The organism is Streptococcus suis, from assembly GCF_002960425.1.
GTDB lineage: Bacteria > Bacillota > Bacilli > Lactobacillales > Streptococcaceae > Streptococcus > Streptococcus suis_S.
This window is the reverse complement of the sequence record NZ_POIZ01000052.1, coordinates 177594-203120: the sequence shown is the minus strand read 5'-3', so window position 1 is coordinate 203120 and position 25527 is coordinate 177594. Positions and strand designations below refer to the sequence as shown.

The following is a 25527-nucleotide window of genomic DNA, read 5'->3' as shown; positions in this document are numbered from 1 at the left end:
CTGGCTACACTCTTTCAAACAGGGCTAGGACGGTTGCCCGTCCTTTCATCTTTCTTAACCCTTGTTTACTTGCTTATAGATTGCCGCCTTGATTTTCTCTACGTTTGGCAATACTGCGTTTTCAAGAATGTTTGCGTAAGGAACTGGTACATCGTCTGAAGCGATACGGATGATTGGTGCATCCAAGTAGTCAAAGGCTTCGCTTTCTGTGATGATTGATGCGATTTCACCAATGAAACCACCTGTTTTGTAAGCATCGTTGACCAAGATAACCTTACCAGTTTTCTTCACAGATTCGATGATCAATTCTTTATCCAATGGGATAAGGGTACGAGGGTCAACCACTTCTACGCTGATGCCTTCAGCAGCTACTTCTTCAGCAGCTTTCAAGGCACGTTCCAACATACGACCGTATGAAATGATAGTTACATCTGTACCTTCACGTTTGATTTCACCTTTACCAAGTGGAATGTAGAAATCAGGATCCAAGTTCACTTCTTCTTTCTTACCGTAAAGAGCTTTTGGCTCCAAGAAGATAACTGGGTTGTTGTCAAGGATAGATGATTTCAAGAGACCTTTTGCATCGTTCGCTGTACCTGGTGCAACAACTTTGATACCTGGGATGTGGGTCAACCAAGCTTCAAGAGATTGTGAGTGCTGTGCCGCTGAACCGATACCTGATCCAGATGCCACACGGAAGGTTACAGGTGTTTTCAAGCCACCACCAAACATATAGTTGGTTTTAGCCGCTTGGTTAACAATCGCATCGAGGGCAATTGTGATGAAGTCCATGAAAGTCAAGTCAACGATTGGACGAAGACCTGTTTGAGCCGCACCAACCGCAGAACCTGCGATTGCTGCCTCAGAGATAGGCGTGTCGCGAACGCGTTTTGGACCAAATTCGTCCAACATACCAACAGATGTACCGAAGTCACCACCGTAGATACCTACGTCTTCACCCATCAAGAATACTTTTTCATCCTTACGCATTTCTTCGCTTTGAGCCAAGTTAATCGCTTCACGCAAGGCCATTACTTTTGTTTCAGCCATTTTAAAATTTCTCCTACTTATATCAAAAATTTTCTTCAATCTGGACAGTAGACTAATCCACGAAAACGTCTTCGTAAGCTACTGAGATGTCTGGATCTGGGCTTTCTTGTGCGAATTTCACAGATGCTTCTACTTGTTCTGCAACTTGTGCTTCGATGGCATCCAATTCTTCGTCAGTTGCAATCTTATTCTCTGTCAAGTATTTACGATATTTCTTAAGTGGGTCTTTTGCTTTCCACTCGTTAACTTCTTCTTTGGTACGGTAAACACCTGCATCGGCAGTTGAGTGACCAAACCAGCGGTATGATTCAACCTCAACCATTGCTGGTCCGTTTCCTGCACGAACGTATTCGATGACTTCTTGCATTTTCTCATAAACAGCAATGACATCGTTACCATCCTCAACATAGTGACCTGGCATACCGTATGCAGCAGCACGTTGGTAGAGGTGAGGAATCTTAGTCGAATAAGAAATATCTGTTGAGATACCGTAACGGTTGTTGGTGATGAAAAAGATAACTGGCAAGTTCCAAACAGCTGCCAAGTTCATTGACTCGTGGAATGAGCCTTCGTTTGTCGCTGAGTCACCTGAGAAAGCAATAACGATATTATCTGTACCAAGGTATTGTTGAGTAAGGGCGGCACCTACTGCAAGGGCATAACCACCACCTACGATACCGTTTGAACCAAAGTTTCCTTTTTCAACGTTTGCCAAGTGCATGGAACCACCACGACCTTTAGATGTACCAGTTGCTTTACCAGCAAGCTCAGCCATCATACCGTTAATATCAATACCTTTTGCAATAACGTGACCGTGACCACGGTGGTGTGAGAAGATGATGTCTTGGTCTGTCAAACCAGCGATTGGACCAACAGCCGCCGCTTCTTCACCAACTGAGAAGTGAGTCATCCCTTGTACAAAGCCACGACGCACCAATTTGTTCAATTTCATATCAACATCACGGATTTGTTGCATTTTTAGGAACATATCCAAGTGTTGTTCTTTTGAGATAGATACCATAATTTCCTCCAAAGGTTTTTCTCGTTCTGTAATATGATAGACCAATATTTCACAAATGGCAAATAATTGAACCGTTTTCTACTTACTGAAATTTTTGTGAAAAAGCCTGATTTAGTGCGTTTTTTCACAATTCAACATTTTCTTGCCAACACCTTTTGAAATAAATTTCACAAACTATAATCTAAACTTGTCAGCCTCCATCCTTTCTGTTAATATAAAGAAGGAGGTGCGTATGGAATTCGATCTATTTCTTATCATTTGCAACTACATTGGTACTATCGCTTTTGCTGTTTCAGGTGCCATAAAAGGTTTTAAGAAAAATCTAGATATTTTTGGGATTAGCCTGCTCAGTATTATTACAGCTGTGGGCGGCGGCATTATCCGCGACACCATGGCCAATCGTATTCCAGCAGCTTTAACAGACCCAAAAGCCATCTACCTTTCTATAGGTGTGGCCATTATCATGTATATCATTGTCATCAATCTAAAGCAGGATCAGCCACTTGATAAAAAGATGGTTCATTTTCTTTCCCAGATTAATCTAGTCTTTGATGCTATCGGACTAGCTATCTTCGCCCTTATCGGTGCCAATACTGGCGTTGACCTTCAACTAAACGCCATGACAACTGGAATACTAGCGGCCCTGACAGGTGTTGGCGGCGGGATTGCCCGTGATTTATTGGTCAATGAAACTCCCATTGTCCTTAAGGAAGATGTTTATGCTGTTCTAGCCTTCTTTTCTGGTGTTCTCTACCACCTTTGCATTGTCGATTGGCAATTACCACAAATTCCGACCTTTATCAGTATTTTTACCATTAGTCTGATTATTCGGCTCTTGGTCATCAAGTATAAAATCAACCTCCCAAATATGGATAGAAAACGAAAGGCCTGAGTTGCCCAACTCAGACCTTTTTGTTTTTAGTCAATCTTACCATCGAGCACCAGGACCTGTTGCTACAATCTGGCTAATTTGTTCACCATTAACCCTTACTGTACCACCTGTCAATTCAGCAGTTCCATCGAAGTCGAAGGCTGATGTTGGAGCTGTCACATCAATGGTACCACCTGAGATGTAGATATCTCCATTAGCATCGAAGGCATCTGTATCACCACTACCTACTGCAACTTTCAAGTCACCACCTGTCACCTTGATAAAGATGTCTGTTGAAGTTGTGCTTGCTGCGTTAATGGCATCATCTGAACCGTAGACATCTAATGTACCACCATTGATGGTAATATTGGTTCCTTCAAGGGCCTCAAGAGATTCCGGTACTGTAATGGTACCACCGTCGATGGTCAATGCAGTTTCTGCTTTAATAGCATCATCGCCTGCCTTAACCGTGATATCACCACCTGTAATCGTTGTGTATCCTTTGGTTGTATCTGTATCATTGGTTGACTTGATACCATCACCACCTGCTGTCACGTCAATAGTACCGCCATTGATGGTCAATGAATCTTTACCACGAATACCATCATCCACCGCCGTCACCTTGATGTTGCTTGCATTGATAACTAGGTCATCTGTGGACACGATACCGTCTTGGAAATTACCCTCAACTGTCAAATTACCATTACCAGTGATGGTCAAATCCGCTTCAACATGGATAGCTCCTTCGATGTTTGTATCCGAATGGTTGCTGGTATCTTTTACTGTGTTGCTTGTCCCGTCCTTGATTTCCAACTCAACATTATCCGCCTTAATCACATTAATAGCTGCAGTGTCCGAACTTGAAATGTCAGCTCCAGCTAAAACAATTCGAACATTAGCATCTGTTTCAACCGTCACACCTGCTGTTGTTGAACCAGTCAGGATGTAAGTACCACCTTCTGTAATCTTCAAACCATCATTTGACAAGGTTACTTCTGTTGTTGGAAGAGCTGACCAGTCAATCGATGAAGAACTTGAATTAGATGCTGTCGAGTTGTTTGAACCTGTCGCTGACTGACTCGTAGTTACAGAACTTGATGTTGTTGTCGAACTAGAAGCTGTCGAGCAAGCCGCCAAGACACCAAGACTCATAAGAGTAACACCAGAGTAGAGAAGTTTTTTTAGATTTGTTTTCATAATGTAGATTCCTTTTCTTTCTTTAGGAAGTTTTGTTTGCCTTCCTGATATGCTCTCAGTTTACTCCCCATTCCTAAAAGAAAGATTAAAGATAACAAAAAGAAAACTTAAAGTAAATTTTCAGTAAAGCCAGCAAAAAAGACTGATAGCCAGTCTTTAACATCTCTTATTTTTCTAACTTTGTCCAAGTTAAGCTTGTCAAATCCAGTAAGGCACCCGTTTCTGGTCTACTGTCATACTCCGCAACTTTCTTCAAACCAGGAATCATGGCATTGTATTGGTAAGTACGATACACACCATTCCCTTCAAATAAATAGGTTCCGTCCTGCAAGGGATAGAGCTGCGCATCTGGACCGATCTCCAAGCCGGTATTCCTGAAATTATCTATTAGTCGCAAACTCTCTCCAGAGAGCTGGGTGTAGAGATCAATTAAAACATATTCTCCTGATTTATCTAAAGCTAAAAGCAACTCCTCTGCTCCATCATGATTGATATCATACAAACTATAAAATAGTCCGCTATATTCTTTCCCTTGGCTAGTTAATAAACTCAGGTAGCTACTGACCTCATCTTGATTTATTGCTTCTGCCGCTTGACCTAGGTTTGCTTGATAGCGCTCAATAACGGATTGATAAATCGTCGGTACCGCTTGAGCAACCGTAGATGAAGTGTCAGTTTGTGCTTCGGAACTAGACGAAGTTTCTGTACTGGTTGAAATTTCCTGACTTGAGCTTGTTGAAGTTTGAACTGAACTACTGGTAGACGAACTAGAATTTTCCACTTCCTTTGTCTGATTCGATTGACAAGCAGCCAACAAAACAAGACTTGATACCAGGATGAACTTGGTAAGAACTTTTTTCATATGATACTACTCCACCTTCTCTTTTATCTAAGTATACCATCTTTATTGTTATTTGTACACGTTTACACGATGTAATAAATCATATTTAGAGGTACCCTAAAAAACAGACAGTATCTTACCGAAACAAGAGTCAAATTAGAAAAAGCCGAATGTTTCCACTCGACTTTCCTATCTTATACTCAATGAAAATCTGATGTTGATTTTCGAAGAGTATTAATCTTTTTGTTCTAGGGCTCGCAACATTTGGTCAATCTTGTTGCCGTACTCAATCGATTGGTCTTTTTCAAAAACCAAATCAGGAATTTTATAAAGAGTGAGCTTGCGGCCAAGTTCTCTCTTAATCGTTCCCGTTGCTTTTTCAAGACCTGTTTGGGCTTTTTGGTTGTCAGAAGCCAGGTTACTCATAATAGTATAGTAAACCTTTGCCATAGACAAATCCCCAACCATCTGGACATCGGTGATGGTCACACCTTGCACACGAGGATCGCGGACTTTCTTTTGTAAAATCTCATTGACTTCACGCTTGATTTCCATCCCTACACGGTCTGTTCGAAAATGGTTTGCCATAGTCTTTCCTTTCTAACTGAATGATAGAAAAGCTGAGTTTCCTCAGCTTTTCTTGCTGGTAGAAGGAAAGCAAGTACTTTCTATCCACCTTATTTTATATGTTGGTTGAAATAGCACCTTTTCAGGTTGACTATTTCTTAATTTCTTCCATGATGTAGGCTTCGATGGTATCATCTACACGAATGTCATTGTAGTTTTCAATCATCAAACCACCTTCTTGGGCATTTCCGACTTCTTTCACGTCATCTTTGTAACGCTTCAAGCTTGCCAATTTACCATCGAAGATCACAACGCCGTCACGGATGACACGGACACTTGAATCACGGGTAACCTTACCACGTACGACCATAAATCCACCGATAGTACCAATTTTGGATACCTTGAAGGTTTCACGGATAACTGCTTCACCGATGATTTTTTCTTCGTACTCAGGATCCAACATCCCTTTCATGGCATCTTCCATCTCTTCAATCACCTTGTAGATGATGCTGTGAAGACGAACTTCTACATCATCCGCTTCCGCTTGATTGCGGGCTTCGGCAGTTGGACGAACGTTGAAACCGATGACAAGCGCATTTGATGCTTCCGCAAGAGTGATGTCTGATTCGTTAATGGCACCAACTGCTGAGTGAACGATATTAACACGCACACCTTCCACTTCGATTTTCTGAAGAGATGAAGCAAGTGCTTCAACAGAGCCTTGTACGTCAGCTTTGATGATCACATTAACTGACTTAACTTCACCTGCTTTAAGAGTGTCAAAGAGGTTTTCAAGGCTAACACGTTGGGTAGCTTGACGCTGTTTGAGAAGTGCACGTTTGGCACGTTCTTCACCAGCTGCACGCGCAGATTTTTCATCTTCGTAGACTGCAAAATGGTCACCAGCCATTGGTGTTTCGTTCAAACCAGTGATCGAAATTGGCGTTGATGGACCAGCAACCTTGACACGACGACCAAGGTCATTTGTCATAGCACGAACGCGACCGAAGGTATTTCCGACAACGATTGGGTCTTGAACATTCAGTGTTCCTTGTTGAACAAGAAGGGTTGCGACAGCACCTTTACCTTTATCCAAATGCGCTTCGATAACTGTACCGATGGCACGAACTGTAGGGTCTGCCTTGAGTTCTTGGATTTCAGCTACAAGAAGAACCGTTTCCAACAATTCATCGATATTTTGGTTGAATTTGGCAGAAATTTCTACGAACTCAGACTCACCGCCCCAAGCAGTTGAGATAACACCATGTTCAGCCAATTCACCGATGACACGCTCTGGGTTTGCACCTGGTTTGTCAATCTTGTTGATAGCAACAATGATTGGAACGTTGGCCGCTTTTGAGTGGTTGATCGCCTCGATGGTCTGTGGCATAACACCGTCATCTGCTGCAACGACCAAGATGGTCAAGTCGGTAACAGAGGCACCACGAGCACGCATAGATGTAAAGGCAGCGTGTCCAGGCGTATCCAAGAAGGTAATCTTCTTGCCGTTTTCTTCAATTTGGTAGGCACCGATATGCTGGGTGATCCCTCCCGCTTCGCCTGTTGCGACACGAGAATTACGAAGAGTATCCAAAAGCGTTGTCTTACCATGGTCAACGTGACCCATGATCGTCACAACTGGTGGACGCTCCACCATTTCCTCTTCATTGAGGTAGCCTTCTTCGACAAAGAAACGTTCGATATCGGCATTGTCGACCTCTACTTTTTCTTTGGCTTCAATTCCATAATCAACCATTAGGAGTTCAATGGTATCGCCATCAAGAGATTGGTTCTGCGTTGCCATGACACCCATGAGGAAGAGTTTCTTGACGATTTCAGCAGGCTCACGCTTGATCCGTTTTGCAATTTCTGCAACGGTCATACCAGCCGTATATTCAAATTCAGTTGGCAATTCATGGAACTTGCGTTCGGTTGCTGGTTTAGCAGGCTGGTTATTCTTGCCTTTTTTATTTTTCTTGTTGTTATTCCAGTTACTATTTCTTTGATTTCTCACTTGATTTTGACTATTTCGATTTCTTTGTTGTTTCCGTGGACCATCTTCTTCGTCACTGTTAAAGTCACGTTTTTTATCTGGTCGAGCTTGTTTCTTACGACGGGTATCTACAGCGCTTTCTGCAACTTTCTCAGGTACCGCTGCGACTGGTGTTGGTTTAACAAATGGCTTGCTTTCAATCACCGGTTCTTCAAACTTGATTTCTTTCGGTTTTTTCGGTTGCTTCTTCGCTTCTTGAGCTTGGCGGAAACGCTCCTCGCTAGTACGAGCATATTCTGCATTCTGCTCAGCTTTTAGAGCTGCTGCACGCGCTTTGAAGTCAATTTTAGGTGCCGCAGGTTTTGCAGCCTCTCTTTGCTCAAAGCGAGCTGACTGGCCTGAACGGTTATCCTGGTGACGATTGTCGCGACGGTCACCAAAACGATTGTCCTTGCGTTTATCTGAACCTTGCTCACGTCTATTATCGCGTCGGTCATTACGGTCATTATTTGGACGGTTTTGACCTTGTTGACGATTATCACGACGGTCTTGATTCTGTTTGCCTTGACCACCTTTACCTTGTGCTCGTTTAGCAGCTTGCTCCTTGGCACGCGCTTCCCGTTCTGCCTTAAAGTTACGGCTCTGTGGACGGTGAGGTGTTGCTGGTGCAGCCACCTTTGCTTCTTCCTTAGGCGTTGGCGCAGGTGCTTCTTCTTTTACAACTTCAACCTTGTTTTCAACGGGCTTTTCGACCGGCTGCACTTTCATTGCAGGTTTAGGTGCTTCTACTTTTTTGCTAAAGCTATCCGCCAAACGTTTGGCACTTGCTTCATCTACACTTGAAGCATGGCTTTTGACTTCAAAACCCAATTCTTGCGCCTTAGCAACAACTTCCTTGCTACTTACGCCTAATTCTCGGGCAATTTCATTCAATCTCTTCTTAGACAATGCCTTGTCCTCCTGTTCTATTCCATAATAGACCTCATCTTCTTTGTAAATCCAGCGTCTGTCACTGCAAGAACTTTCCTAGCCTTGCCGACAGCTGCACTCAATTCCAGTGTTGAAAACACTGTTACAACTTCTACTTGATAGGTATGACTTTTATCTGTTACTTTTTTACTTAAATTTCCAGCAGCATCGTCAGCTAGAAACACCAGCTTTGCCTGCTTTTTTTGGATGGCTTCAACAACCAGATCTTCACCTGAAACCAAGCGACCTGCCCGTTGAGCCAAGCCCAATAAATTTAAGATTTTCTGTTTCTTATTCCAGTCCAAGTTCTCTCCTCTTGACCTTGTGATCAACATAGGCAATCAATTCATCGTAGAACTCTTCAGGTACTTCCATGCTAAAGGAACGGTCAAAGACACGGCGTTTTTTAGCCTGGGCAGCTTCAGTATTATCTAGTTTGATATAGGCTCCTCGCCCATTGGCCTTGCCTGTTGGATCGATAAATACTTGACCTTCTTTATTTTTTACAATACGGAGCAAATCCCGTTTGTCGATGATTTCACCGGACACCACAGACTTGCGCAAGGGTATTTTTCTAGCTTTTGCCATGGTTGCTCCTTTTGTTCTATTCTTGTTCTTCTGTAAATTCTTCCGCGACTTCTTCTACAAGCTCTTCTGCCGCATATTGAGCAGCCTCAAATGCCTCATATTCGGAAGCAGACTTGATGTCGATACGGAATCCTGTCAAATGAGCTGCCAAACGAACGTTTTGTCCACGGCGACCGATTGCTAATGACAATTTATCATCTGGCACAACGACTGTAGCGTGCTTGCCATCTTCCGTGTCAAACAATACTTGGTCAACTTCTGCAGGTGCAAGAGCATTGTAGATAAATTCCGCTTCATCTGCTACCCACTCGATGACATCAATATTCTCCTCAGTCGGAATCATACGGTCATTCTTAGCATCGTAACGAGCTGGGTGGAATTTGCTCGTGATTTTCTTGATATTTGAACCACCACGACCAACGATCGTACCGATAGCATCCACGTTTGGATTGTGGCTACGAACAGCGACTTTCGTACGGTCACCCGCTTCACGAGCAACACTCATGATCTCAACAGTCCCATCATACACTTCAGGAATTTCCTGCTCCATGAGGCGTTTGATCATTTCTGGATGGCTACGGCTGACAAATACGTTAACCCCACGACCATTGTCTTCTACCTTGTAGACATAGACTTCAATACGGTCATGTGACTGGAAAACTTCGCCAGGAATTTGGTCCTGTTTGGACAACTGGGCTTCAATGCTACCAAGGTTAACATAGATAAAGCGATTATCAAACCGTTCAACGGTACCAGACATGATTTCATTCTCATGTTGCTTGTAGGTATTGAAGGTAATGGCACGCTTTTGCTTGCGCATTTTTTCCATAATAGTCTGCTTAGCTGATTGGGCAGCCACACGGCCAAATTCTGCTGGATCTTCTGGGAATTTAATTTTGTCACCCATTTCGTAGGCAGTTGAGATGGCCAAGGCATCCTTGAGGCTGATTTCCAAACGACTATCAAAGACCTCATCCACTACTTCACGGACAGTAAATACATGGAAGTCAGCCTTCTTCTCATCAAACTCGATAACTGCTGACTCAGCTTGTCCATAGCGGCGCTTATAAGCAGAACGAAGTGATTCTGTCACTGCATCAATAATATCCGCCTTGTTAATACCCATGTCTTCCTCTAAAATACGGAAGGCTTCTAGCATTTCTCTACTCATCTTGATTTCCTTTTGATGTCAAAAGGTCCTTTCTTACACTTAAATTTTAACGGCCAAACGTGCCTTAGCTACTGTTGAATATGGGATGGTCACTTCTTTTTTACGGGTCTTGTCCATATATTCCATGACCAAATCTGTTCCATCAAAGGACAGAAGGGTTCCCTCGAAGATCTTGACCTTGTCAATAGCCTGATAGAGCTTGACATGAATGTATTTCCCAACAGCCTGGGCAACTGCTTCTGCTGTCTTTAAGGGACGTTCCAAACCTGGACTGGTCACTTCAAGCATATACTGCCCTGGGAATGGATCTGGCTGAATCGTATCCAAAAGCGGACTAATGATTTCTGATAAATCTGCCGTATCCTGAAGGGAAATCCCTCCTTCCTTATCAATGAAAATCGATAAGACGTAGTCACCACCCATTTTGCCATATTCCACATCTACCAACTCATAAGGAGCTTGGATAGCTGGTTCAATGGTAGCCGTGACTAAATCAATAATTGATGACATAGGCACCTCCTTTTGCAATTCTAACCTGCTACAATCTGCATACAGGGAAAGGGTTGACTGACGTCAACCCCCTTTTCTCTTTATTTCTACCCTGTATTCTACCACAATTTCTACCACCTGTAAAGGAAAACGATAAGAATAGACCTTGTAAACGTTACCTATCACTTCAAACAAAAATAAGGAGTCCATCTGGATTCCTTATTTGCTTATCTTATTAAAATCGCGCTTCCACACGATAGATAACCTGACCCTCGTTTGAGAATTTTTCCTCATACTCTGTCATAACATTGCCTTCCAAACCAGCTGCATGTAGGTCTAGCCAGACCTGCTTCAAGACCATGCCGTATTGGGAAAAGCTAGCCAAGCTATATTCAAATAGACCACGGTTGTCCGTCTTGAAATGAATTTCACCATTTTCAGGCAGGATTTCCTTATAGGTATCCAAGAAGGACTTGTAGGTCAAGCGGCGTTTCTCATGACGTTTCTTGGGCCATGGATCAGAGAAGTTTAGGTAGAGCTGATCAATCTCCGCAGGGGCAAAATAATTGGTCAAACTAGAACCATCCACCTGCAAGAGTTTGATATTTGGTAAACCTGCTTCTAAAACTCGGTCCAAGGCATAACTCAAAACCGTCATCTGAATATCAATACCGATGTAGTTAATATCTGGATTTTGTGCAGCCATTCCTGTTACAAAACGACCTTTACCAGACCCAACCTCGATATGAATGGGGTTATCATTTCCAAAAATTTCAGCCCATCTCCCCTTGCACTCCTCTGGATTGGAGATAACATACTGGGGATTATTTGCTAGGAGCTCACTGGCTCCCTTACGATTTCTAACTCTCATACTTCCCTATAAAAACTCTGGCGGAATTGACGCAGAGCGTAAATTTCTCTATTAGCCGCCAAGGTATTGTAACTCTCAACATGCTTGGCAATTTGATTGAGGTAGGCCAACTGACCATACCAATAAATCTTATTCAAAACGGTCTGATTGTACTTATAGCCATAGGCACGAAGCCATTCTTCCCAAGCCTGACGTGGAATGTAGTGGGTCAAAATATAGGCCACATCGACCATACGATCGGTCACACAGGCCGTTTCCCAATCCGTCAGATAAATGAAACCTGAAGTCGTTTCAACCCAGTTGCTATGGTGCAAATCCCCATGCACAAAGGTAGCTAGTTCCTGACGAAATCTAGGTACAGTGTTCAACAAATCCTGACACACGGATTGCAAATAGGAATTTTGAAGCAAAATCGGTGGCACTTCTTCCTGCCAACGACGAACCAAATCCCTCGGCTCCATATAAGTATAATTCATTTGTAGGGCCTGGTTAAGCAAAATCCGTGAAAAATGCATACGCACTAAAATTTGTCGAACCTGCTTACTGGTCATATCATGGCGTTCCAAGGTACGACCATTCAACCACTCCTGCTCCACACGGTGCCCCATGCCTACCTCCCGATTTGCAGACAAAACAGGTGGTGTAATCTGCTCACGAGCTAGTGCGGACACAATGGGAGGCATTTCATATTTTACAAAGACTTGCGTTCCGTCTGACCGTAGGCCCTTAAACGCTTTGCCACTATTTCCTGCAATAGACTGTAACTGTAGCCCACTGGTATCAAACTGCATGCCTTACCTCCATTAAAAATTCCTTACTATTTTACTAATTTTCATCTATTTAGTCAATCAATTTTTTTCAATTTTGCAGGTAAATAGACTTCATGTAAGAAAAGACAGACGATAGGGAGAATCACAATCAGCATTTTTTCTTGGATAAATAGCAGAGCGACCAGCATTTCCACCAACAAGAGCCCGTATAAAATGACCCGAAGCAGGCGCTGAAAATCTCTTATTTTACCTTTTTTGTCCAAGGGATAGAGATGGGTCAAATACTGGTAATCATAGTGCTTGTAGAGCCCCAAAAGTTGAAAGAGGAGTAGATAATGAAAGACCAATACCAGACCAATAGAGAGCCAAGCCTCTTCAATAGCTATCAAGGACAAAAGGATGAGCAAGAAGAGGCGCAAACTGAGACCAAAATAATCTCCAGCCCGTAAAAATGCTCTCAAGTAGAGATAGAACCAGGTTTGACGAGAATGAAGCAAACGCAAAATCCCATTGAGATACTTTCTTGGCTTGACAGTCGTACTAATTCCTTTAACGGTCGTAAAGAGGGCAAAGAAGCGCAGGATAGTCTGTTTTCTCTTCTGCTCATCCTGAATGGCTGTCGACCAGTTCAAAACACCTTGTTGTTGGTAGGTTGCTAGCTGGTATTTTACTAGAAAATATTTGGCAACAAGCAAGACCACTATATAAACAACCACCATCCAAACGGCCAAACCCAACTTCAGATAGATGGGCAAGAGCAGGAGCTGGACTAAGACCTGTAGTCCAGACCAGAGCAGGTATGAACGACGACTTGCAGCAGCCAGTTCTTCTAAGACTTCCTTTTCTTTTGTCAGCAGAAATATCTGATCTGCTTCCTCCAAATAGGTGGCAATTCTGCCAGAAAACAAAATCAAGAAACTAATAGCAAGAACAATCAGAATAATGGGCCAGGTATTTTCAGGAAAAGCTATTAAGAGTTGTCGATACTGCAAACTCAAGAAGCCCAAAAAGACCATGAGAACCAAGACAAAATGGTCATTCAGAACATAGCGCAGGTACTTGGAACACCGTTCTAGAAAATCACGTCTGCGTTTTTGGAACAATGCTTTCATCCAACTGCTCCTTCTTGGGTCAAGGCTAGGTAAATATCATTCAAACTAGCCCCTGCCATGCCAAATTGGGTCTGTAAGTCCGCCAAATTCCCTGTCGCTCGCACCTGTCCTTGGTGCAAAATCACAAAAGAATCACACATTTTTTCCGCCGAATCCAAGACATGAGTAGACATGAGAATAGAAGTTCCCCTTGCCTTTTCCTCCTCCAAGAGAGCAATCAAATCCGCAATAGCTACTGGATCCAAGCCCAAAAAAGGCTCATCAACAATCAATAAACTTGGCTCCACCATAAAAGCACAGATAATCATGACCTTCTGCTTCATTCCCTTAGAGAAATTGACCGGATACCAGTCTAACTTCTCGTCCAACCGGAAGATTTTCAGCAATCTCTCGATTCTCTCCCAAGCAGCTTCCCATGGCAAATCGTAAGCCATTGCCACCACTTCCAAGTGCTCTTTTAGTGTCAACTCCTCGTATAAACTAGGTGTTTCTGGGATAAAGCCAATCTTTTTCCGATAGCTTTCTGCTCCCTGAGAAAGACCTTGGCCATCGATCAAAATTTGCCCTTGGTAAGGAGTTAAGAGGCCGATAATTTCCTTGATAGTGGTTGATTTACCGGCACCATTCAAACCAATTAGACCGACCAGTTCTCCATCTTTAACCGTAAAAGATACATCTTTCAAAACAGGGATATTGACATAGCCCCCTGTGACATTTTTAACTTCTAACATACATTTATTCCTATAATTTGATATAATTATTATAACAGAAATCCTAGAAAGAGGGCGTATTATGTCAGATTGTATTTTTTGTAAAATTGTAGCCGGAGAAATCCCAGCCTCTAAGGTCTATGAGGATGACCAAGTGCTAGCTTTTTTAGACATTACCCAGGTCACCAAGGGACATACCCTTGTCATCCCTAAAACACATTACCGCAATGTCTTGGATATGGATGCCGAAGTAGCTGGGCAAGTCTTTACAGTCATCCCTGCCCTTGCTCGTCACCTGAAGGAAAAATTGGGCGCTAGCGGCTTGAATATCGTCAATAACAATGAAGAAGCTGCTGGACAAACAGTCTTCCATACCCATATCCACCTCCTGCCACGTTTTGACAAGAGTGATGGTCTGGACATTCAATTTAAGGCCAATGAACCCGATTTCCCTGCCCTAGCCAATTTGGCTCAAGACCTCTATCTAGGAGAATAAGATGAAACTTCGCCACCTCCTCTTAACCCTATCCGCTGCTAGTGCTACCTATCTAGCCATTTCAAACCGAGAAAAAATCGCCAAAGAAGTCAAGGATACCAAGCAACTAGTGACGGATATGGAAGCAAGTAGAAGAAATATCCAAGACCAACTCGAGATTATTCAAAGTTTCCAAAAGCCTTTACAGGATTTGGCAGCCGATTTACAATATAAAAGTCGTGTTTACCAGCAAAATATCTCAGGAAATCTAGATGAAATCCAAAAAATAGTTGAAAAATATAAAAAAGAAAACTAAAGTTAATGAAAAATGAGATTGGAAATCCAACCTCATTTTTTTATTGTCCTTCTTCTGTTTGCGTTTCTGTTCCAACCTCAGTTGTTCCAGATTCTCCAGTTTCAGCAGAAACCGATGGAAGAGAGCCTGAACTCGCTGTCCCTTCTGGCAAATCACTGGCAGATGTTCCCGTAAAGGCCTCAATATCTACAGCCTCCGCCAAAGGATTGGCCTCAAGTTCTAGTAAATCTGTATAAGCATTATAAACATTGATGGTAGTAGGCAAGCCCATCTGCCCCTCATAAACCTTTACATTGGTGGTAAGTTCTGTCACTTCATCCAAACCAATAGACGTTTTCAAGACATTTTGCATCTCCAGCAAATGCTGGGTCGGAGGCAACTGGTAGTAAACCTCTTCAACAAGCTCATCAATCCCTCTTAATTGATAGGAATGTAAATTCCTAATGGAATCCTTATAGCCCAAAAGACTTGGAATGGTTGCCGTACTGATTTCAATATCCGTCCGCATATTATTGGAAATGGCTGTTAAAATCTTCTTGTACTGAGTGAAGCCATCTAGTTGCAGCAATTTCTTGACGATAGCCGTAATAACCTCACGCTGACGGCGTTGACGACCAATATCTCCTTCTGGATCATCATAGCGCATCCGAGCGTAAACAAGAGCTTGATCTCCATTCACCAGACGTTTACCTGTTGGAACAATAGCCGTATAGGCTGGCTCATACTCGGAAATAGAAATCGGGAAACCTAATGTGTTATTAACTTCAATCCCACCAACCGCATCAACCAGCTCGACCAAGCCATCCATATTGATTTCGATGTAGCGATCAATGTCAATATCCATCATCTTCTCAATAGTGGCAATCGCCATAGGAGCCTGACCGTAGCTATAGGAATGATTGAGTTTTTCCACTGTTCCTGTTGATTCCCCATTAGCTTCAGCAATCTCCACCATAATATCACGTGTCAAACTCATCATAGTTGTTTCCTTGGTCTTAGGATTGACTGTCACCAAGATCATGGAATCGCTTCGACCTTCTTCCCAAGCACCGCCACGAGTAGCCTGATCCATGTCTACCCCCATCAAGAGAATAGTCAAGGGCTCCGTCGCATCAATAGGAGTGATTTCTTCCTCTCCATCTAGCTGCTTAAATGTTTTGGAAATCGCATCTGTTGAAAAGTTCAATAAACTAATTCCATAGGCAAAACCAGCTCCAAGCGTGAGGGCTACTATTGCCAAAGACATCAAGACTATTTTTTTTCCAATTGTCATACTTCACCAATCAGCCTGCCCATGTAATAGAGGTCAAGCCATTCCCCTTCATCTGTTCTAGCCCCTCTCACCTGGGTCCCTTCAATCACAAAACCCATCTTCTGATAGAGGCGGACTGCTGCTTGATTGCGCACCTGAACGGTTAATTCAAGACGTTTGAGCACCTCCATTTCCTGAGCCCACTCAATAACCTCGTCTAGCAAAATGGTACCCAAGCCGTGTCCCCAATACTCTTTCTTTATAGCAATGAAAATATTTCCAATATGGCTGATCCGAAATTGTTTGGAGGACTTGACAGAGATGGCACCAATCACTTCTGAACCAACTTTGGCCAGCAAGCACAGTTCACCAGGATTTTCAATGCTCGCTTCAAAAATCCTTTCCATTTCTTCAGGGCTAAAACGAAAACCTGTTTCATCCATGACCAGATAGTCCGTTTCCCTAGCCACTTGATTCATAAAATCAATAAAGGCTACCGCATCAGCTGGTTCAGCTTCGCTAAAATAAATTTCCTTCTTAGTCATGTACTATTTCCTCGGCTAAGACTTGACTGGCAGGCCCATGGGCCTCAAAGGTCAGACGGCGGCCATCAGCCTCTTTCTCAATCCGAATGAGCAAATAATCATCCAACAGACTAGCATCCAACAATTCTCCCCATTCGATAACCGTCAAACCACCACCATAGAGAAAATCATCTAAATCAATAGAATCCGGATCGTCACCAATCCGATAGACATCCAAGTGATAGAGAGGCATTCGACCTTCATACTCTCGAACAATGGTATAAGTCGGACTTTTAATCATCTGGTCAATATCCAAACCCTTAGCCAAACCCTTGGTCAAAGTGGTCTTGCCTGCACCTAAATCGCCCGACAGGACTAGCACTTGATTGGCCTTACAAGCCCTACCAATTCGCTCGCCAATGGCAATCAATTCATTTTCATTTTGACTATACATACTTGTTATTATACCATAGCCATTCGGCTTTGTCATAGGTCTACTGGAAATTGTAGACAAATCTACAGAAAAAAATCGCAAGCCTTGGCCTGCGATTTTGTTTATTCTACGCTAAAAAGATATGGATAAACCGGTTGATTTCCTTGATGGATTTCGACCTCGACATCTTCAAATTGTTCTTCTAGCTGTTCTGCAAGTGTCTGCGCCAATTCTTCATCACCGTCTTCACCGATGTAGATGGTCACGATTTCGCTGTCTTCATCCAGCATTTTCTCAAAGGTAGCGACAAGTGTTTCCATCATATCTGGATTAGAAACCACAATCTTGCCATCTACCATACCAAGGTTGTCATTTTCATGGATTTCAAGACCATCGATGGTTGTGTCACGGACGGCAGTTGTCACACTACCGCTCTTCACCTCTGCAAGAGATGCCGTCATAGCTTCAAAGTTGCTGTCCAAATCACGACTTGGATCAAAGGCAAGCAAGCTAGTGAAACCTTGTGGCAGAGTCTTGGTTTCCACAACCTTAACCGCCACTTCTGCCACCTCAGCAGCCGTCTGAGCCGCCATCAAGATGTTCTTGTTGTTTGGCAACAAGATGACATTGCGGGCATTGACCAATTCAATAGCATTGATAAAGTCTTCTGTTGATGGGTTCATGGTCTGACCACCTGAGATCACATAATCAACGCCTTGTGATTTGAAGATTTCTGTCAAACCCTCACCTGCCGCAACAGCGATAATGCCGTATTCTTTTTGCTCAGCTGGTTTTTGGTAGGCTTCTTCTTTCTCAACCTGAGCCTCATGTTGCTCACGCATATTGTCCACTTTTACCTTGACCAAGCTACCGTATTGAAGCCCTGCTTGCATGACCAAACCTGGATCTTCTGTATGGACATGGACTTTAACAATTTCATCATCGTTGACAACTAGGAGAGAATCCCCAAGGTCATTAAGATAGTTGCGGAATTCTTCATAATCAAAGTCCTTGACATAAGTAGGACCTTGGCGAAGAGCTACCATGATTTCTGTACAGTAACCAAAGGTAATATCCTCAGTCGCCACATGACCGGCAACTGACTTGTGGTGCTCTGCATTGATCATTTCTGACATAACAGCTGGTGTCGCTTCAAAATCCTCTGACGCAATGTACTCACCTGTCAATGCTGACAAGAAGCCTTCGTAAATATAAACAAGACCTTGACCACCTGAATCGACAACCCCAACCTCTTTCAAGACCGGAAGCATCTCAGGGGTTTTCTTGAGGGCACGGTTGGCACCTTCTAGAGTCGCGCGCATGACCTCAACGGCATCATCAGTTTCTTCTGCTTTTTTAAGAGCTGCTGTAGCTGCGCCACGAGAAACCGTCAAAATGGTACCTTCAACTGGTTTCATTACAGCCTTATAAGCCACTTCGACACCATGTTGGAAGGCTTGCGCCAAGTCCTTACCATCCAATTCAACCTTGCCTTTGACAGACTGACCAAAACCACGGAACAACTGTGAGGTAATCACACCAGAGTTTCCGCGAGCTCCCATAAGCAAGCCCTTAGACAGGATTTGAGCAACTTCACCGACTGTGTTGGCTGGCTTATCAGCTACTTCTTTGGCACCATTGGTAATGGTCATGCCCATGTTGGTTCCAGTATCGCCATCTGGCACTGGGAAGACGTTTAATGAGTTTACATATTCAGCTTGTTTATTCAGACGAGTGGATGCTGCCTGCACCATTTCTTGAAATAAACTAGTAGTAATTTTAGACACAATTATTCTCCTACGACTTTAATATTCTGGATAAAAACATTAACGGCATCAACAGAGATACCTAATTGATTTTCCAAGTTGAATTTCACACGTTCTTGGATATTGCGAGATACTTCACTGATTTTTACACCGTAGCTCATAACAGTGTAAACATCGACTGCAATGCGACCATCTTCTAGGGTCTTAATGACAACACCTTTGGAATAATTTTCCTTGCGCAAAAGAGCCTGAAAATTATCCTTAATCGCAGACTTACTAGCCATGCCCACAACTCCGAAAATCTCAGTCGTAGCACCACCGACAACTGTGGCAATCACGTCATCAGTCAATTCAATTTGGCCGTCTTTTGTATTGATTTTAACAGTCATAATTCCTTACCTCAAATAGTTTTATCACTCCATTTTACCATATTTTCCAAATTCTGTAAAAAACAAGCCTGTGACAGCTGAAAGAAGAAAAAAAGAGCTCCCGAAGGAACTCTTCTTATAGGTTGCTTACCCCAAACGTTGTTTGGCATCGGCAGCACGTTGAAAGGCTTGACCGACATAGTTAATACAAAGCATCATGACAAGGATGAAGATAGCTGCTGGCAACCAAATCCAAGTCTTGTTCTCTAAGATGTCTGCATTACGGGCATTGGCAATCAAGGTACCCAAACTTGGAACTGTCGATGGAAGACCAAATCCAAGATAGGTCAATGATGTTTCAATACCGATATTCCCTGCAAAGTTGAGGGTCAAGTTAACAATAATCAGGGAACTCAAGTTTGGCAAGATTTCACGGAACATAATCATGAAGTCGCTTGTTCCAAGTGTTTTAGATGCATTGACATAATCCAAGCTCGCCTCTGACAAGGTTCTTGTACGGAAGAGACGCGCCTTAGCTGTCCAATAGAAAGCACTCATAATCAGGATAAAGTGATAGATGGTGTAGTCTTTGATAACCGTTACGAAAACGATAATCAACATGGTTACTGGAAGAATCATAATGAAGTCTACAATCCGCATCAAGAAACCATCCAAACGACCTCCATAGTAGCCTGAAATCAATCCGACCGAGATACCAACAATACTTGTAATAATGGTAATAGTAAAACCGATGACAATGGAGTTACGAGCACCAATAATCAACTGACCGAAGATATCTTTACCACCTTCATCAGTTCCCAAGATATAGCCATCAACTCCAGGCTCCAAGTAACGTCCCAAAAGATTGACTTTCATCACTTGCTCTTGATCTAAGACCAAGGCTCCGATGAAAACAGTCAAAAGAACTGTCACCAAAATGACCAATGAAGCTAAAGCTAATCTATCCTTCAAAAACTCCCGCGCGATGACACGAAAGCCACCTGGAGGAGTTGAAGTAGATTGTACTTGTTTTTTATTTTCTTTACTCACCTTACTCCTCCTTCTATTTCACACGGATACGTGGGTCTACAATACTCATGATAATATCTGAAATCAAGGTTCCCAAGAGAGTTCCCATACCAAATATCAACAAGAGGGCCAAGATAACACTATAATCACGACTAGAAATAGAGTTATAGAACAATTGACCGATACCTGGATAGGTAAAAATATTCTCAATAAAGATCGAACCACCGATCAAACCAGTCAATTCATAACCCAAGAATGATGCGATTGGCAGAATAGAGTTACGGAAGATATGACGGTTGTAAACCACACGCTCAGGAACACCCTTAGCACGCGCCGTACGGACATAATCTTGACTCTTAGCATCAATAATCCCTGTACGGAGATACTGGATAGTTACAGTTGTAGATAAGATAGCCATGGTAATCGCCGGCAAAATCATGTGATGAAGACGGCTGAGTACCGCTGCAAAACCTTCGACACCACCACCGATTGAACCACGAGTTGGGAACCAGCCCAAGCTAAAACCAAACAACCACAACATAAGAATCGCAAAAACGAAAGTTGGTGTTGAGAAGGTCAAGAAGTTATAAACCCCAATCACCTTATCAGCCAGAGAGTTTTGGTAGCGACCAGCAATCATCCCCAAAGGAAGAGCGATAGCATAGGTCAAAATCATCGTCAACAGCGATAACCAAATAGTATTGTTCAAGCGTTGCATGATAACATCCAAAACTGGTTGCTTAAAGAGGAAACTCTGACCAAAATCACCCTGCAAGAGATTACCAACCCAACGTAAGTATTGAATATGAATTGGATCATAATATCCGGCTGCAATCCGTTTTTGTTCGATAATGGCTGGATCGATATTGGGATCAATCATACCCGTAAAAGGATCCCCTGGCATCATCTTAGCCACGAAGAAAGCGATAATACTCAAAATGATAATTTGAGGAATCATCATGAGCAAACGACGTAAAACTGTTTTCCACATCTTAGTTCTGACCTCCTTTTGGAAGGGCTACCTGATGAGTTGCTGAGCAGGTTTGTAAATCGTAAACTCGACCATTTTCATCATAGTATTGACCTTGTTTTTCTTGATACTCTTTTTCAGCAGCCAAGCGTTTTTCCTTGTTTTTCAAACGATTCACTGGATCAATCGATGGAATAGCTGACAAAAGACGTTTGGTATAGATATGCTGTGGATTGTTATAGATGTCCTGCTTGTTACCCGTTTCGACGAAACGACCACGGTACATGATAAACAATTCATCACACATATGTTGCACAACGCCAAGGTCATGAGAAATAAAGAGGTAGCTGAGTTTAAACTCATCCTGGATACGCTTCATATAGTTCAAAACCTGAGCTTGAACAGACAAGTCCAAGGCAGAAACAGGCTCATCGGCAATGATCAAACGTGGATTACTTGCTAGGGCACGGGCAACGCCGATACGCTGGCGCTGACCACCTGAAAATTCATGAGGATACTTAATCAAGGCTTCTTCGTTCAGACCGATGGTATCCAAGAGTTGAAGAACTTTTTTCTTCTCCTCATCTGGAGAAAGACGGTCAAAGTTACGAATAGGCTCCGCAATGATGTCCAAGATACGTTTTTTAGGGTTGAAACTAGAAAGCGAATCTTGGAAAATCATTTGAACATCACGGTTAAAGTTACCTTTTTTACTGCGTGATTTGTTGGTCACATTTTGACCTTCGTAGATAATTTGTCCTGAAGTAGCACGTTCCAAACCAATGATTGCCTTACCAATTGTTGACTTACCAGAACCTGACTCACCTACCAAACCATAGGTTTTTCCCTCTTCAAACTCAAGATTGACGCCATCCACGGCATAAACATGGTCTGTGACACGGTTAAAGAAGCCACTTCGAATTGGATAATGGACTTTTAAATCTTTTACTTCAATAAATCCCACTATTTAGGCCTCCCCTTCAAAATAGAATGTTTCGTGACAAGTACAACGCACAAAGTGATTTGGTCCTACTTCGTGCATACCTGGATTTTCCTCGTGAGCACTTGCTTCAATCCAAGGAATACGTGGTGCAAAACGGCAACCTTGACGTAACATTTTGGTAATCGGTGGTACGATACCTTCGATAACGTGAAGATCCCCACCTTCGCTACCTGATTGCGGATTTGACTTCAAGAGTGAACGCGTATATGGATGTTTTGGATTGGTAAAGAGTTCCTCAACAGGAGCCACCTCAACAAACTGACCACCATACATAACGGCTACACGGTCAGCCGTTTCTGCCACTACACCCAAGTCGTGGGTAATCAAGATAATACCAGAACCCGTTTCCGCCTGAATATCATTCAGGAGATCCAAAATCTGCGCCTGAATGGTCACATCCAAGGCTGTTGTAGGCTCATCGGCAATAATAATTGGTGGCTTACAAGAAAGGGCCATGGCAATAATGATACGCTGACGCATACCACCTGACAATTCATGTGGATACTGTTTAAAAGTCCGCTTAGGATTTGGAATACCAACTTGGGCAAGGAGTTCCAATACACGCTCCGTACGAGCCGCTGCATCCAAATCAGTATGATAGAAGAGTGCCTCATCAATCTGCGCACCGATGGTCATCAAGGGATTCAAAGAAGCCAAGGGATCTTGGAAAATCATCCCAATATCATTTCCACGTACAGTATTGTACTTGGTCTCATCCATCCCAATCAACTCCATATCGTTGTACTGGATACTTCCTGTGATTTTTGTGTTTAATGGATTGTGCAAGCCCATAATGGTCGTTGCCAAAGTCGATTTACCACATCCTGATTCCCCAACGATTGCAAGAATTTCATTCTTCTGCAATGAAATATCAACGCCATCAACAGCATCAAAATAATCATCAGCAATACGGAATCCGACGTGTAAATCTTTAATATCTAAAAGCGGTTTTTCAGTAGCCACGCTTCGTCCTCCTTTGTCTATTAGCTAATTGGAGTCAATCAAGTGAAACTCTCTAATATCAACATCATCACATTTTCAATCAGCTAATTCTAAATAAACATGCATGCAGCATTTTTTTGTGTACTGGTTCTACTATACCATAATTATCTGAAAATTCCAATAGCCATCTGAAAAAAGCCAAGCAAGTTGGCTTTTTCAGACACTATTCAAATTAAATAGGATTATTCTGCTGCTACACCTTTGTCAGCTGTCAATTCGATATTTTCAAGTGCAATACCTTTTCCTGAAGCTGAACCGTAGTTAGAATCGTAGTTCTTCACGCGCTTGTTAAGTGCTGTGATTTCTTCGGATTCAAATGTTGGAATCGCAAATGCTTGTTCAGCAGCATATTTTTGCCATGCCTTGTAGCTTTCAAGGTTTTTCTTCTCATCAAATGATTCAACTGAGCCAATTGCATCCAACAATTTAGTGTTTTCTTCAGATACGAAACGTGACATGTTGAATGGAGCAACTTCTCCCCAAAGTCCGTTAGGGTTTGGATCGAAACCTGTTGACCATCCACCAGCATACATATCGATAGCAGGATCATTTGCTTGAATCGCATCGTAGAATGTATTTACTTCAACAGTACGACCTGTGTACAATTCAACATTCAAGCCAACTTCTTTCCACCAAGCGATGTATTGTTGTACAAGGGCTTCGTTAGCTTCTGTACGTTTACGAGCTGCGAAAGTGATCTTGAATTCTTTACCGTCTTTGCCTTCACGGATACCGTCGCCGTTTGTATCTTTGTAGCCAGCTTCATCCAAGAGTTTTTTAGCTTTTTCTGGATCGTATGTATAACCTGCTAATTCAGAATCATGAAGATCGCCAAAGAATGAGATAATCAATGATTTTGCTGGGTGGTACAAACCGTTGTACAATTTCTCACCAGCTGTCTTGGTATCAATTGCATAGGCAATCGCTTGACGAAGTTTCACATCGTTCATCTTAGCGTTTTCGTTCATAACGTTTTTGCCCGCTGCTTCATCAAATTTACCAAGGTTGAATGAAATATATTCGTAAGCTGAGTTAAGTGAACCAACGATGTTCAAGTTAGACAAGTCTTTGTATGAGTCCAATTGGTCAACCGGCATATCTGCGATATCGTAGTTACCAGCTTTCATCTCAGAAACGATAGTATCAGGTGATACGATATCGATCTTCAATGAGCTTGTTTTTGGAGTTGTTCCCTTGAAGAAGTGTTCGTTTGGAACGTAAGTGATAGACTCACCGTTAACGATTTCTTTAATCTTCCATGGACCCATACCTACAAGTTTAGCAGTACGTGAGTACTCGCTCTTTTCCCAATCAGCCACAGGAATATCTTTGTAGATGTGTTCTGGTTGAATATAGGCAGGTACATCACCACCCGCATACATCATAGAAGGAGACATTTCTTTCACAGTCAATTCTACTGTGTAGTCGTCAACTTTCTTAATACCAGAGATGTCTGATGCTGTTCCAGCAACAAACTCTTCCATACCGACGATGTTCAAGAATTTATCGTCAAAACGAACACCAGTATAGTCTTTGCTTGCCATTGACTTGATAGTGAAGATGTAGTCATTGATAGTAAATGGCTGACCATCAGACCACTTGTAGTCTTTACCAGTCAAGCTAACAGTGATTTTCTTGCCTTCTACATCAAACTCAGCTTTTGCAAGACCTGAATCATCCAACTTACGATCTCCATCGTAACCGAACATTGAAATATCAACCATTCCACCAAATGTTGAATCGATATTATTTTCAGTCAATTCATCAATCAAGAGACCAGATGAAGTTGTAGCTGACACCAACGCGTATTTCAATTGTGCGTCCGCAACAGCTGAACCATCTTGTTTCACTTCTGACGGGAATGACAATTCTTGCGATTGTGAGCTAGAAGATGACTTAGAGCCACAAGCTGCCAAAACAGATGCAGATAAAAGAGTAATACCTGCTAGAGCAAAGAGTTTTGTTGTCTTTTTCATAAAACACCTCTGTTTTTCTTTTTCTATGACACATAATCTTATGTCGTTATGAAACTTATTATATCATAAAATTTTCTTAAATAAAGTCTTTTTGTCAGAAAATTTTGTAAAAACATAAATTTTCATTATTTTCTATTATTTTTCACGTTTTTTCCTTATTTTTCTTACAAACCATGTGATATAATGGAAGAAA

The 25527-nt window shown here is 42.4% G+C and carries 26 protein-coding genes and 2 pseudogenes; 3 read left to right on the top strand and 25 right to left on the bottom strand.

The features are described from left to right. Positions 1 to 54: 54 nt before the first annotated feature. Both C1G57_RS07965 and C1G57_RS07960 read right to left on the bottom strand, forming a co-directional pair. On the bottom strand, positions 55 to 1050 hold the full coding sequence (locus C1G57_RS07965; protein ID WP_002942393.1) for an alpha-ketoacid dehydrogenase subunit beta: 996 nt from the start codon (positions 1048 to 1050) through the stop codon (positions 55 to 57). Positions 1051 to 1102: 52 nt separating this feature from the next. Continuing rightward, positions 1103 to 2071 (bottom strand): thiamine pyrophosphate-dependent dehydrogenase E1 component subunit alpha, encoded by a 969-nt coding sequence (locus C1G57_RS07960; protein ID WP_029187403.1) that lies wholly within the window; start codon positions 2069 to 2071, stop codon positions 1103 to 1105. Between the two features lie 232 nt (positions 2072 to 2303). On the opposite strand from C1G57_RS07960, the gene C1G57_RS07955 reads away from it, so the two are divergent. Then, positions 2304 to 2963 (top strand): trimeric intracellular cation channel family protein, encoded by a 660-nt coding sequence (locus tag C1G57_RS07955; RefSeq protein WP_105114461.1) that lies wholly within the window; start codon positions 2304 to 2306, stop codon positions 2961 to 2963. A gap of 36 nt (positions 2964 to 2999) precedes the next feature. On the opposite strand, the gene C1G57_RS07950 is transcribed toward C1G57_RS07955, so the two are convergent. The 13 genes and pseudogenes from C1G57_RS07950 to C1G57_RS07895 all read right to left on the bottom strand — a co-directional run bounded on the left by C1G57_RS07950 (position 3000) and on the right by C1G57_RS07895 (position 14241). Continuing rightward, positions 3000 to 4139, bottom strand: coding sequence for a carbohydrate-binding domain-containing protein (locus tag C1G57_RS07950; protein WP_105114460.1), 1140 nt, complete (start codon positions 4137 to 4139; stop codon positions 3000 to 3002). A gap of 166 nt (positions 4140 to 4305) precedes the next feature. Further along, positions 4306 to 5001: a colicin release lysis protein gene (locus tag C1G57_RS07945; protein ID WP_105114459.1), complete on the bottom strand. Its 696-nt coding sequence runs from the start codon at positions 4999 to 5001 to the stop codon at positions 4306 to 4308. Between the two features lie 213 nt (positions 5002 to 5214). Next, on the bottom strand, positions 5215 to 5568 hold the full coding sequence (gene rbfA / locus C1G57_RS07940) for a 30S ribosome-binding factor RbfA (protein WP_024379497.1): 354 nt from the start codon (positions 5566 to 5568) through the stop codon (positions 5215 to 5217). 130 nt (positions 5569 to 5698) lie between these two features. Then, positions 5699 to 7909 (bottom strand): annotated as a pseudogene (gene infB / locus C1G57_RS07935) (translation initiation factor IF-2); the annotation flags it as partial. 215 nt (positions 7910 to 8124) lie between these two features. After that, positions 8125 to 8488, bottom strand: a pseudogene (locus tag C1G57_RS11675) (translation initiation factor IF-2 N-terminal domain-containing protein); the annotation flags it as partial. A 17-nt stretch (positions 8489 to 8505) separates the two neighbouring features. Then, positions 8506 to 8844: a YlxQ-related RNA-binding protein gene (locus C1G57_RS07930; protein WP_105114457.1), complete on the bottom strand. Its 339-nt coding sequence runs from the start codon at positions 8842 to 8844 to the stop codon at positions 8506 to 8508. Next, positions 8801 to 9097 (bottom strand): RNase P modulator RnpM, encoded by a 297-nt coding sequence (gene rnpM / locus C1G57_RS07925; protein ID WP_105114456.1) that lies wholly within the window; start codon positions 9095 to 9097, stop codon positions 8801 to 8803. The genes C1G57_RS07930 and rnpM overlap by 44 nt, the downstream gene beginning before the upstream one ends. A gap of 16 nt (positions 9098 to 9113) precedes the next feature. Next, positions 9114 to 10268: a transcription termination factor NusA gene (gene nusA, locus C1G57_RS07920; protein WP_105114455.1), complete on the bottom strand. Its 1155-nt coding sequence runs from the start codon at positions 10266 to 10268 to the stop codon at positions 9114 to 9116. 39 nt (positions 10269 to 10307) lie between these two features. Further along, on the bottom strand, positions 10308 to 10778 hold the full coding sequence (gene rimP / locus C1G57_RS07915; RefSeq protein WP_105114454.1) for a ribosome maturation factor RimP: 471 nt from the start codon (positions 10776 to 10778) through the stop codon (positions 10308 to 10310). A 214-nt stretch (positions 10779 to 10992) separates the two neighbouring features. Further along, positions 10993 to 11628, bottom strand: coding sequence for a tRNA (guanosine(46)-N7)-methyltransferase TrmB (gene trmB / locus C1G57_RS07910; RefSeq protein WP_105114453.1), 636 nt, complete (start codon positions 11626 to 11628; stop codon positions 10993 to 10995). Next, positions 11625 to 12419 carry a cell cycle regulator CcrZ gene (ccrZ, locus tag C1G57_RS07905; protein WP_105114452.1) on the bottom strand — a complete coding sequence of 265 codons (795 nt, stop codon included), beginning with the start codon at positions 12417 to 12419 and terminating at the stop codon, positions 11625 to 11627. The genes trmB and ccrZ overlap by 4 nt, the downstream gene beginning before the upstream one ends. A 53-nt stretch (positions 12420 to 12472) precedes the next feature. Then, positions 12473 to 13510 (bottom strand): ABC transporter permease, encoded by a 1038-nt coding sequence (locus tag C1G57_RS07900; protein WP_105114451.1) that lies wholly within the window; start codon positions 13508 to 13510, stop codon positions 12473 to 12475. Further along, on the bottom strand, positions 13507 to 14241 hold the full coding sequence (locus C1G57_RS07895; protein WP_105114450.1) for an ABC transporter ATP-binding protein: 735 nt from the start codon (positions 14239 to 14241) through the stop codon (positions 13507 to 13509). The genes C1G57_RS07900 and C1G57_RS07895 overlap by 4 nt, the downstream gene beginning before the upstream one ends. A 61-nt stretch (positions 14242 to 14302) precedes the next feature. Between C1G57_RS07895 and C1G57_RS07890 the strand changes: the two genes are divergently transcribed. Then, positions 14303 to 14716: an HIT family protein gene (locus C1G57_RS07890; RefSeq protein ID WP_105114449.1), complete on the top strand. Its 414-nt coding sequence runs from the start codon at positions 14303 to 14305 to the stop codon at positions 14714 to 14716. A 1-nt stretch (position 14717) separates the two neighbouring features. Beyond that, complete coding sequence (locus C1G57_RS07885) at positions 14718 to 15011, top strand: chemotaxis protein (RefSeq protein ID WP_105114448.1); 294 nt, start codon at positions 14718 to 14720, stop codon at positions 15009 to 15011. Positions 15012 to 15051: 40 nt separating this feature from the next. Here the strand turns inward: C1G57_RS07885 and C1G57_RS07880 are convergent, their stop codons facing one another. The 10 genes from C1G57_RS07880 to C1G57_RS07835 all read right to left on the bottom strand — a co-directional run bounded on the left by C1G57_RS07880 (position 15052) and on the right by C1G57_RS07835 (position 25334). Then, a complete protein-coding gene (locus C1G57_RS07880) occupies positions 15052 to 16284 on the bottom strand; it encodes an LCP family protein (protein ID WP_105114447.1) in 1233 nt (410 codons plus the stop codon). Next, positions 16281 to 16808: a GNAT family N-acetyltransferase gene (locus C1G57_RS07875; RefSeq protein ID WP_105114446.1), complete on the bottom strand. Its 528-nt coding sequence runs from the start codon at positions 16806 to 16808 to the stop codon at positions 16281 to 16283. Before C1G57_RS07875 ends, C1G57_RS07880 begins: the two co-directional genes overlap by 4 nt. Further along, positions 16801 to 17241 carry a tRNA (adenosine(37)-N6)-threonylcarbamoyltransferase complex ATPase subunit type 1 TsaE gene (gene tsaE, locus C1G57_RS07870; RefSeq protein WP_105114445.1) on the bottom strand — a complete coding sequence of 147 codons (441 nt, stop codon included), beginning with the start codon at positions 17239 to 17241 and terminating at the stop codon, positions 16801 to 16803. The genes C1G57_RS07875 and tsaE overlap by 8 nt, the downstream gene beginning before the upstream one ends. A gap of 101 nt (positions 17242 to 17342) precedes the next feature. Next, positions 17343 to 19007 (bottom strand): DAK2 domain-containing protein, encoded by a 1665-nt coding sequence (locus C1G57_RS07865; protein ID WP_105114444.1) that lies wholly within the window; start codon positions 19005 to 19007, stop codon positions 17343 to 17345. A gap of 2 nt (positions 19008 to 19009) precedes the next feature. Further along, entirely contained in the window at positions 19010 to 19375 is a 366-nt protein-coding gene (locus C1G57_RS07860; protein ID WP_002939192.1) for an Asp23/Gls24 family envelope stress response protein, read from the bottom strand. A 126-nt stretch (positions 19376 to 19501) separates the two neighbouring features. Beyond that, the gene (locus C1G57_RS07855; RefSeq protein WP_044753830.1) at positions 19502 to 20404 is read right to left on the bottom strand and encodes an ABC transporter permease; all 903 of its coding nucleotides are present in this window, start codon (positions 20402 to 20404) and stop codon (positions 19502 to 19504) included. Between the two features lie 13 nt (positions 20405 to 20417). Further along, positions 20418 to 21374, bottom strand: coding sequence for an oligopeptide ABC transporter permease (opp4B, locus tag C1G57_RS07850; RefSeq protein WP_044753831.1), 957 nt, complete (start codon positions 21372 to 21374; stop codon positions 20418 to 20420). A 1-nt stretch (position 21375) separates the two neighbouring features. Then, entirely contained in the window at positions 21376 to 22317 is a 942-nt protein-coding gene (locus C1G57_RS07845; protein ID WP_105114443.1) for an ATP-binding cassette domain-containing protein, read from the bottom strand. 3 nt (positions 22318 to 22320) lie between these two features. After that, positions 22321 to 23319 carry an ABC transporter ATP-binding protein gene (locus C1G57_RS07840; protein WP_105114442.1) on the bottom strand — a complete coding sequence of 333 codons (999 nt, stop codon included), beginning with the start codon at positions 23317 to 23319 and terminating at the stop codon, positions 22321 to 22323. 221 nt (positions 23320 to 23540) lie between these two features. Beyond that, positions 23541 to 25334 carry an oligopeptide ABC transporter substrate-binding protein gene (locus tag C1G57_RS07835; RefSeq protein WP_105114441.1) on the bottom strand — a complete coding sequence of 598 codons (1794 nt, stop codon included), beginning with the start codon at positions 25332 to 25334 and terminating at the stop codon, positions 23541 to 23543. Positions 25335 to 25527 lie beyond the last annotated feature (193 nt).

What these genes read in the sequence shown, in the direction of transcription:
- C1G57_RS07875 (WP_105114446.1), bottom strand. Translation starts at nt 16,808, where the DNA reads ATGACTAAGAAGGAAATTTATTTTAGCGAAGCTGAACCAGCTGATGCG.
- C1G57_RS07955 (WP_105114461.1), top strand. Translation starts at nt 2,304, where the DNA reads ATGGAATTCGATCTATTTCTTATCATTTGCAACTACATTGGTACTATC.
- C1G57_RS07890 (WP_105114449.1), top strand. Translation starts at nt 14,303, where the DNA reads ATGTCAGATTGTATTTTTTGTAAAATTGTAGCCGGAGAAATCCCAGCC.
- nusA (WP_105114455.1), bottom strand. Translation starts at nt 10,268, where the DNA reads ATGAGTAGAGAAATGCTAGAAGCCTTCCGTATTTTAGAGGAAGACATG.
- C1G57_RS07900 (WP_105114451.1), bottom strand. Translation starts at nt 13,510, where the DNA reads ATGAAAGCATTGTTCCAAAAACGCAGACGTGATTTTCTAGAACGGTGT.
- ccrZ (WP_105114452.1), bottom strand. Translation starts at nt 12,419, where the DNA reads ATGCAGTTTGATACCAGTGGGCTACAGTTACAGTCTATTGCAGGAAAT.
- C1G57_RS07930 (WP_105114457.1), bottom strand. Translation starts at nt 8,844, where the DNA reads ATGTTGATCACAAGGTCAAGAGGAGAGAACTTGGACTGGAATAAGAAA.
- C1G57_RS07895 (WP_105114450.1), bottom strand. Translation starts at nt 14,241, where the DNA reads ATGTTAGAAGTTAAAAATGTCACAGGGGGCTATGTCAATATCCCTGTT.
- rimP (WP_105114454.1), bottom strand. Translation starts at nt 10,778, where the DNA reads ATGTCATCAATTATTGATTTAGTCACGGCTACCATTGAACCAGCTATC.
- trmB (WP_105114453.1), bottom strand. Translation starts at nt 11,628, where the DNA reads ATGAGAGTTAGAAATCGTAAGGGAGCCAGTGAGCTCCTAGCAAATAAT.
- tsaE (WP_105114445.1), bottom strand. Translation starts at nt 17,241, where the DNA reads ATGTATAGTCAAAATGAAAATGAATTGATTGCCATTGGCGAGCGAATT.
- rbfA (WP_024379497.1), bottom strand. Translation starts at nt 5,568, where the DNA reads ATGGCAAACCATTTTCGAACAGACCGTGTAGGGATGGAAATCAAGCGT.
- C1G57_RS07835 (WP_105114441.1), bottom strand. Translation starts at nt 25,334, where the DNA reads ATGAAAAAGACAACAAAACTCTTTGCTCTAGCAGGTATTACTCTTTTA.
- C1G57_RS07880 (WP_105114447.1), bottom strand. Translation starts at nt 16,284, where the DNA reads ATGACAATTGGAAAAAAAATAGTCTTGATGTCTTTGGCAATAGTAGCC.
- C1G57_RS07960 (WP_029187403.1), bottom strand. Translation starts at nt 2,071, where the DNA reads ATGGTATCTATCTCAAAAGAACAACACTTGGATATGTTCCTAAAAATG.
- C1G57_RS07950 (WP_105114460.1), bottom strand. Translation starts at nt 4,139, where the DNA reads ATGAAAACAAATCTAAAAAAACTTCTCTACTCTGGTGTTACTCTTATG.
- C1G57_RS07945 (WP_105114459.1), bottom strand. Translation starts at nt 5,001, where the DNA reads ATGAAAAAAGTTCTTACCAAGTTCATCCTGGTATCAAGTCTTGTTTTG.
- C1G57_RS07965 (WP_002942393.1), bottom strand. Translation starts at nt 1,050, where the DNA reads ATGGCTGAAACAAAAGTAATGGCCTTGCGTGAAGCGATTAACTTGGCT.
- opp4B (WP_044753831.1), bottom strand. Translation starts at nt 21,374, where the DNA reads ATGTGGAAAACAGTTTTACGTCGTTTGCTCATGATGATTCCTCAAATT.
- C1G57_RS07885 (WP_105114448.1), top strand. Translation starts at nt 14,718, where the DNA reads ATGAAACTTCGCCACCTCCTCTTAACCCTATCCGCTGCTAGTGCTACC.
- rnpM (WP_105114456.1), bottom strand. Translation starts at nt 9,097, where the DNA reads ATGGCAAAAGCTAGAAAAATACCCTTGCGCAAGTCTGTGGTGTCCGGT.
- C1G57_RS07860 (WP_002939192.1), bottom strand. Translation starts at nt 19,375, where the DNA reads ATGACTGTTAAAATCAATACAAAAGACGGCCAAATTGAATTGACTGAT.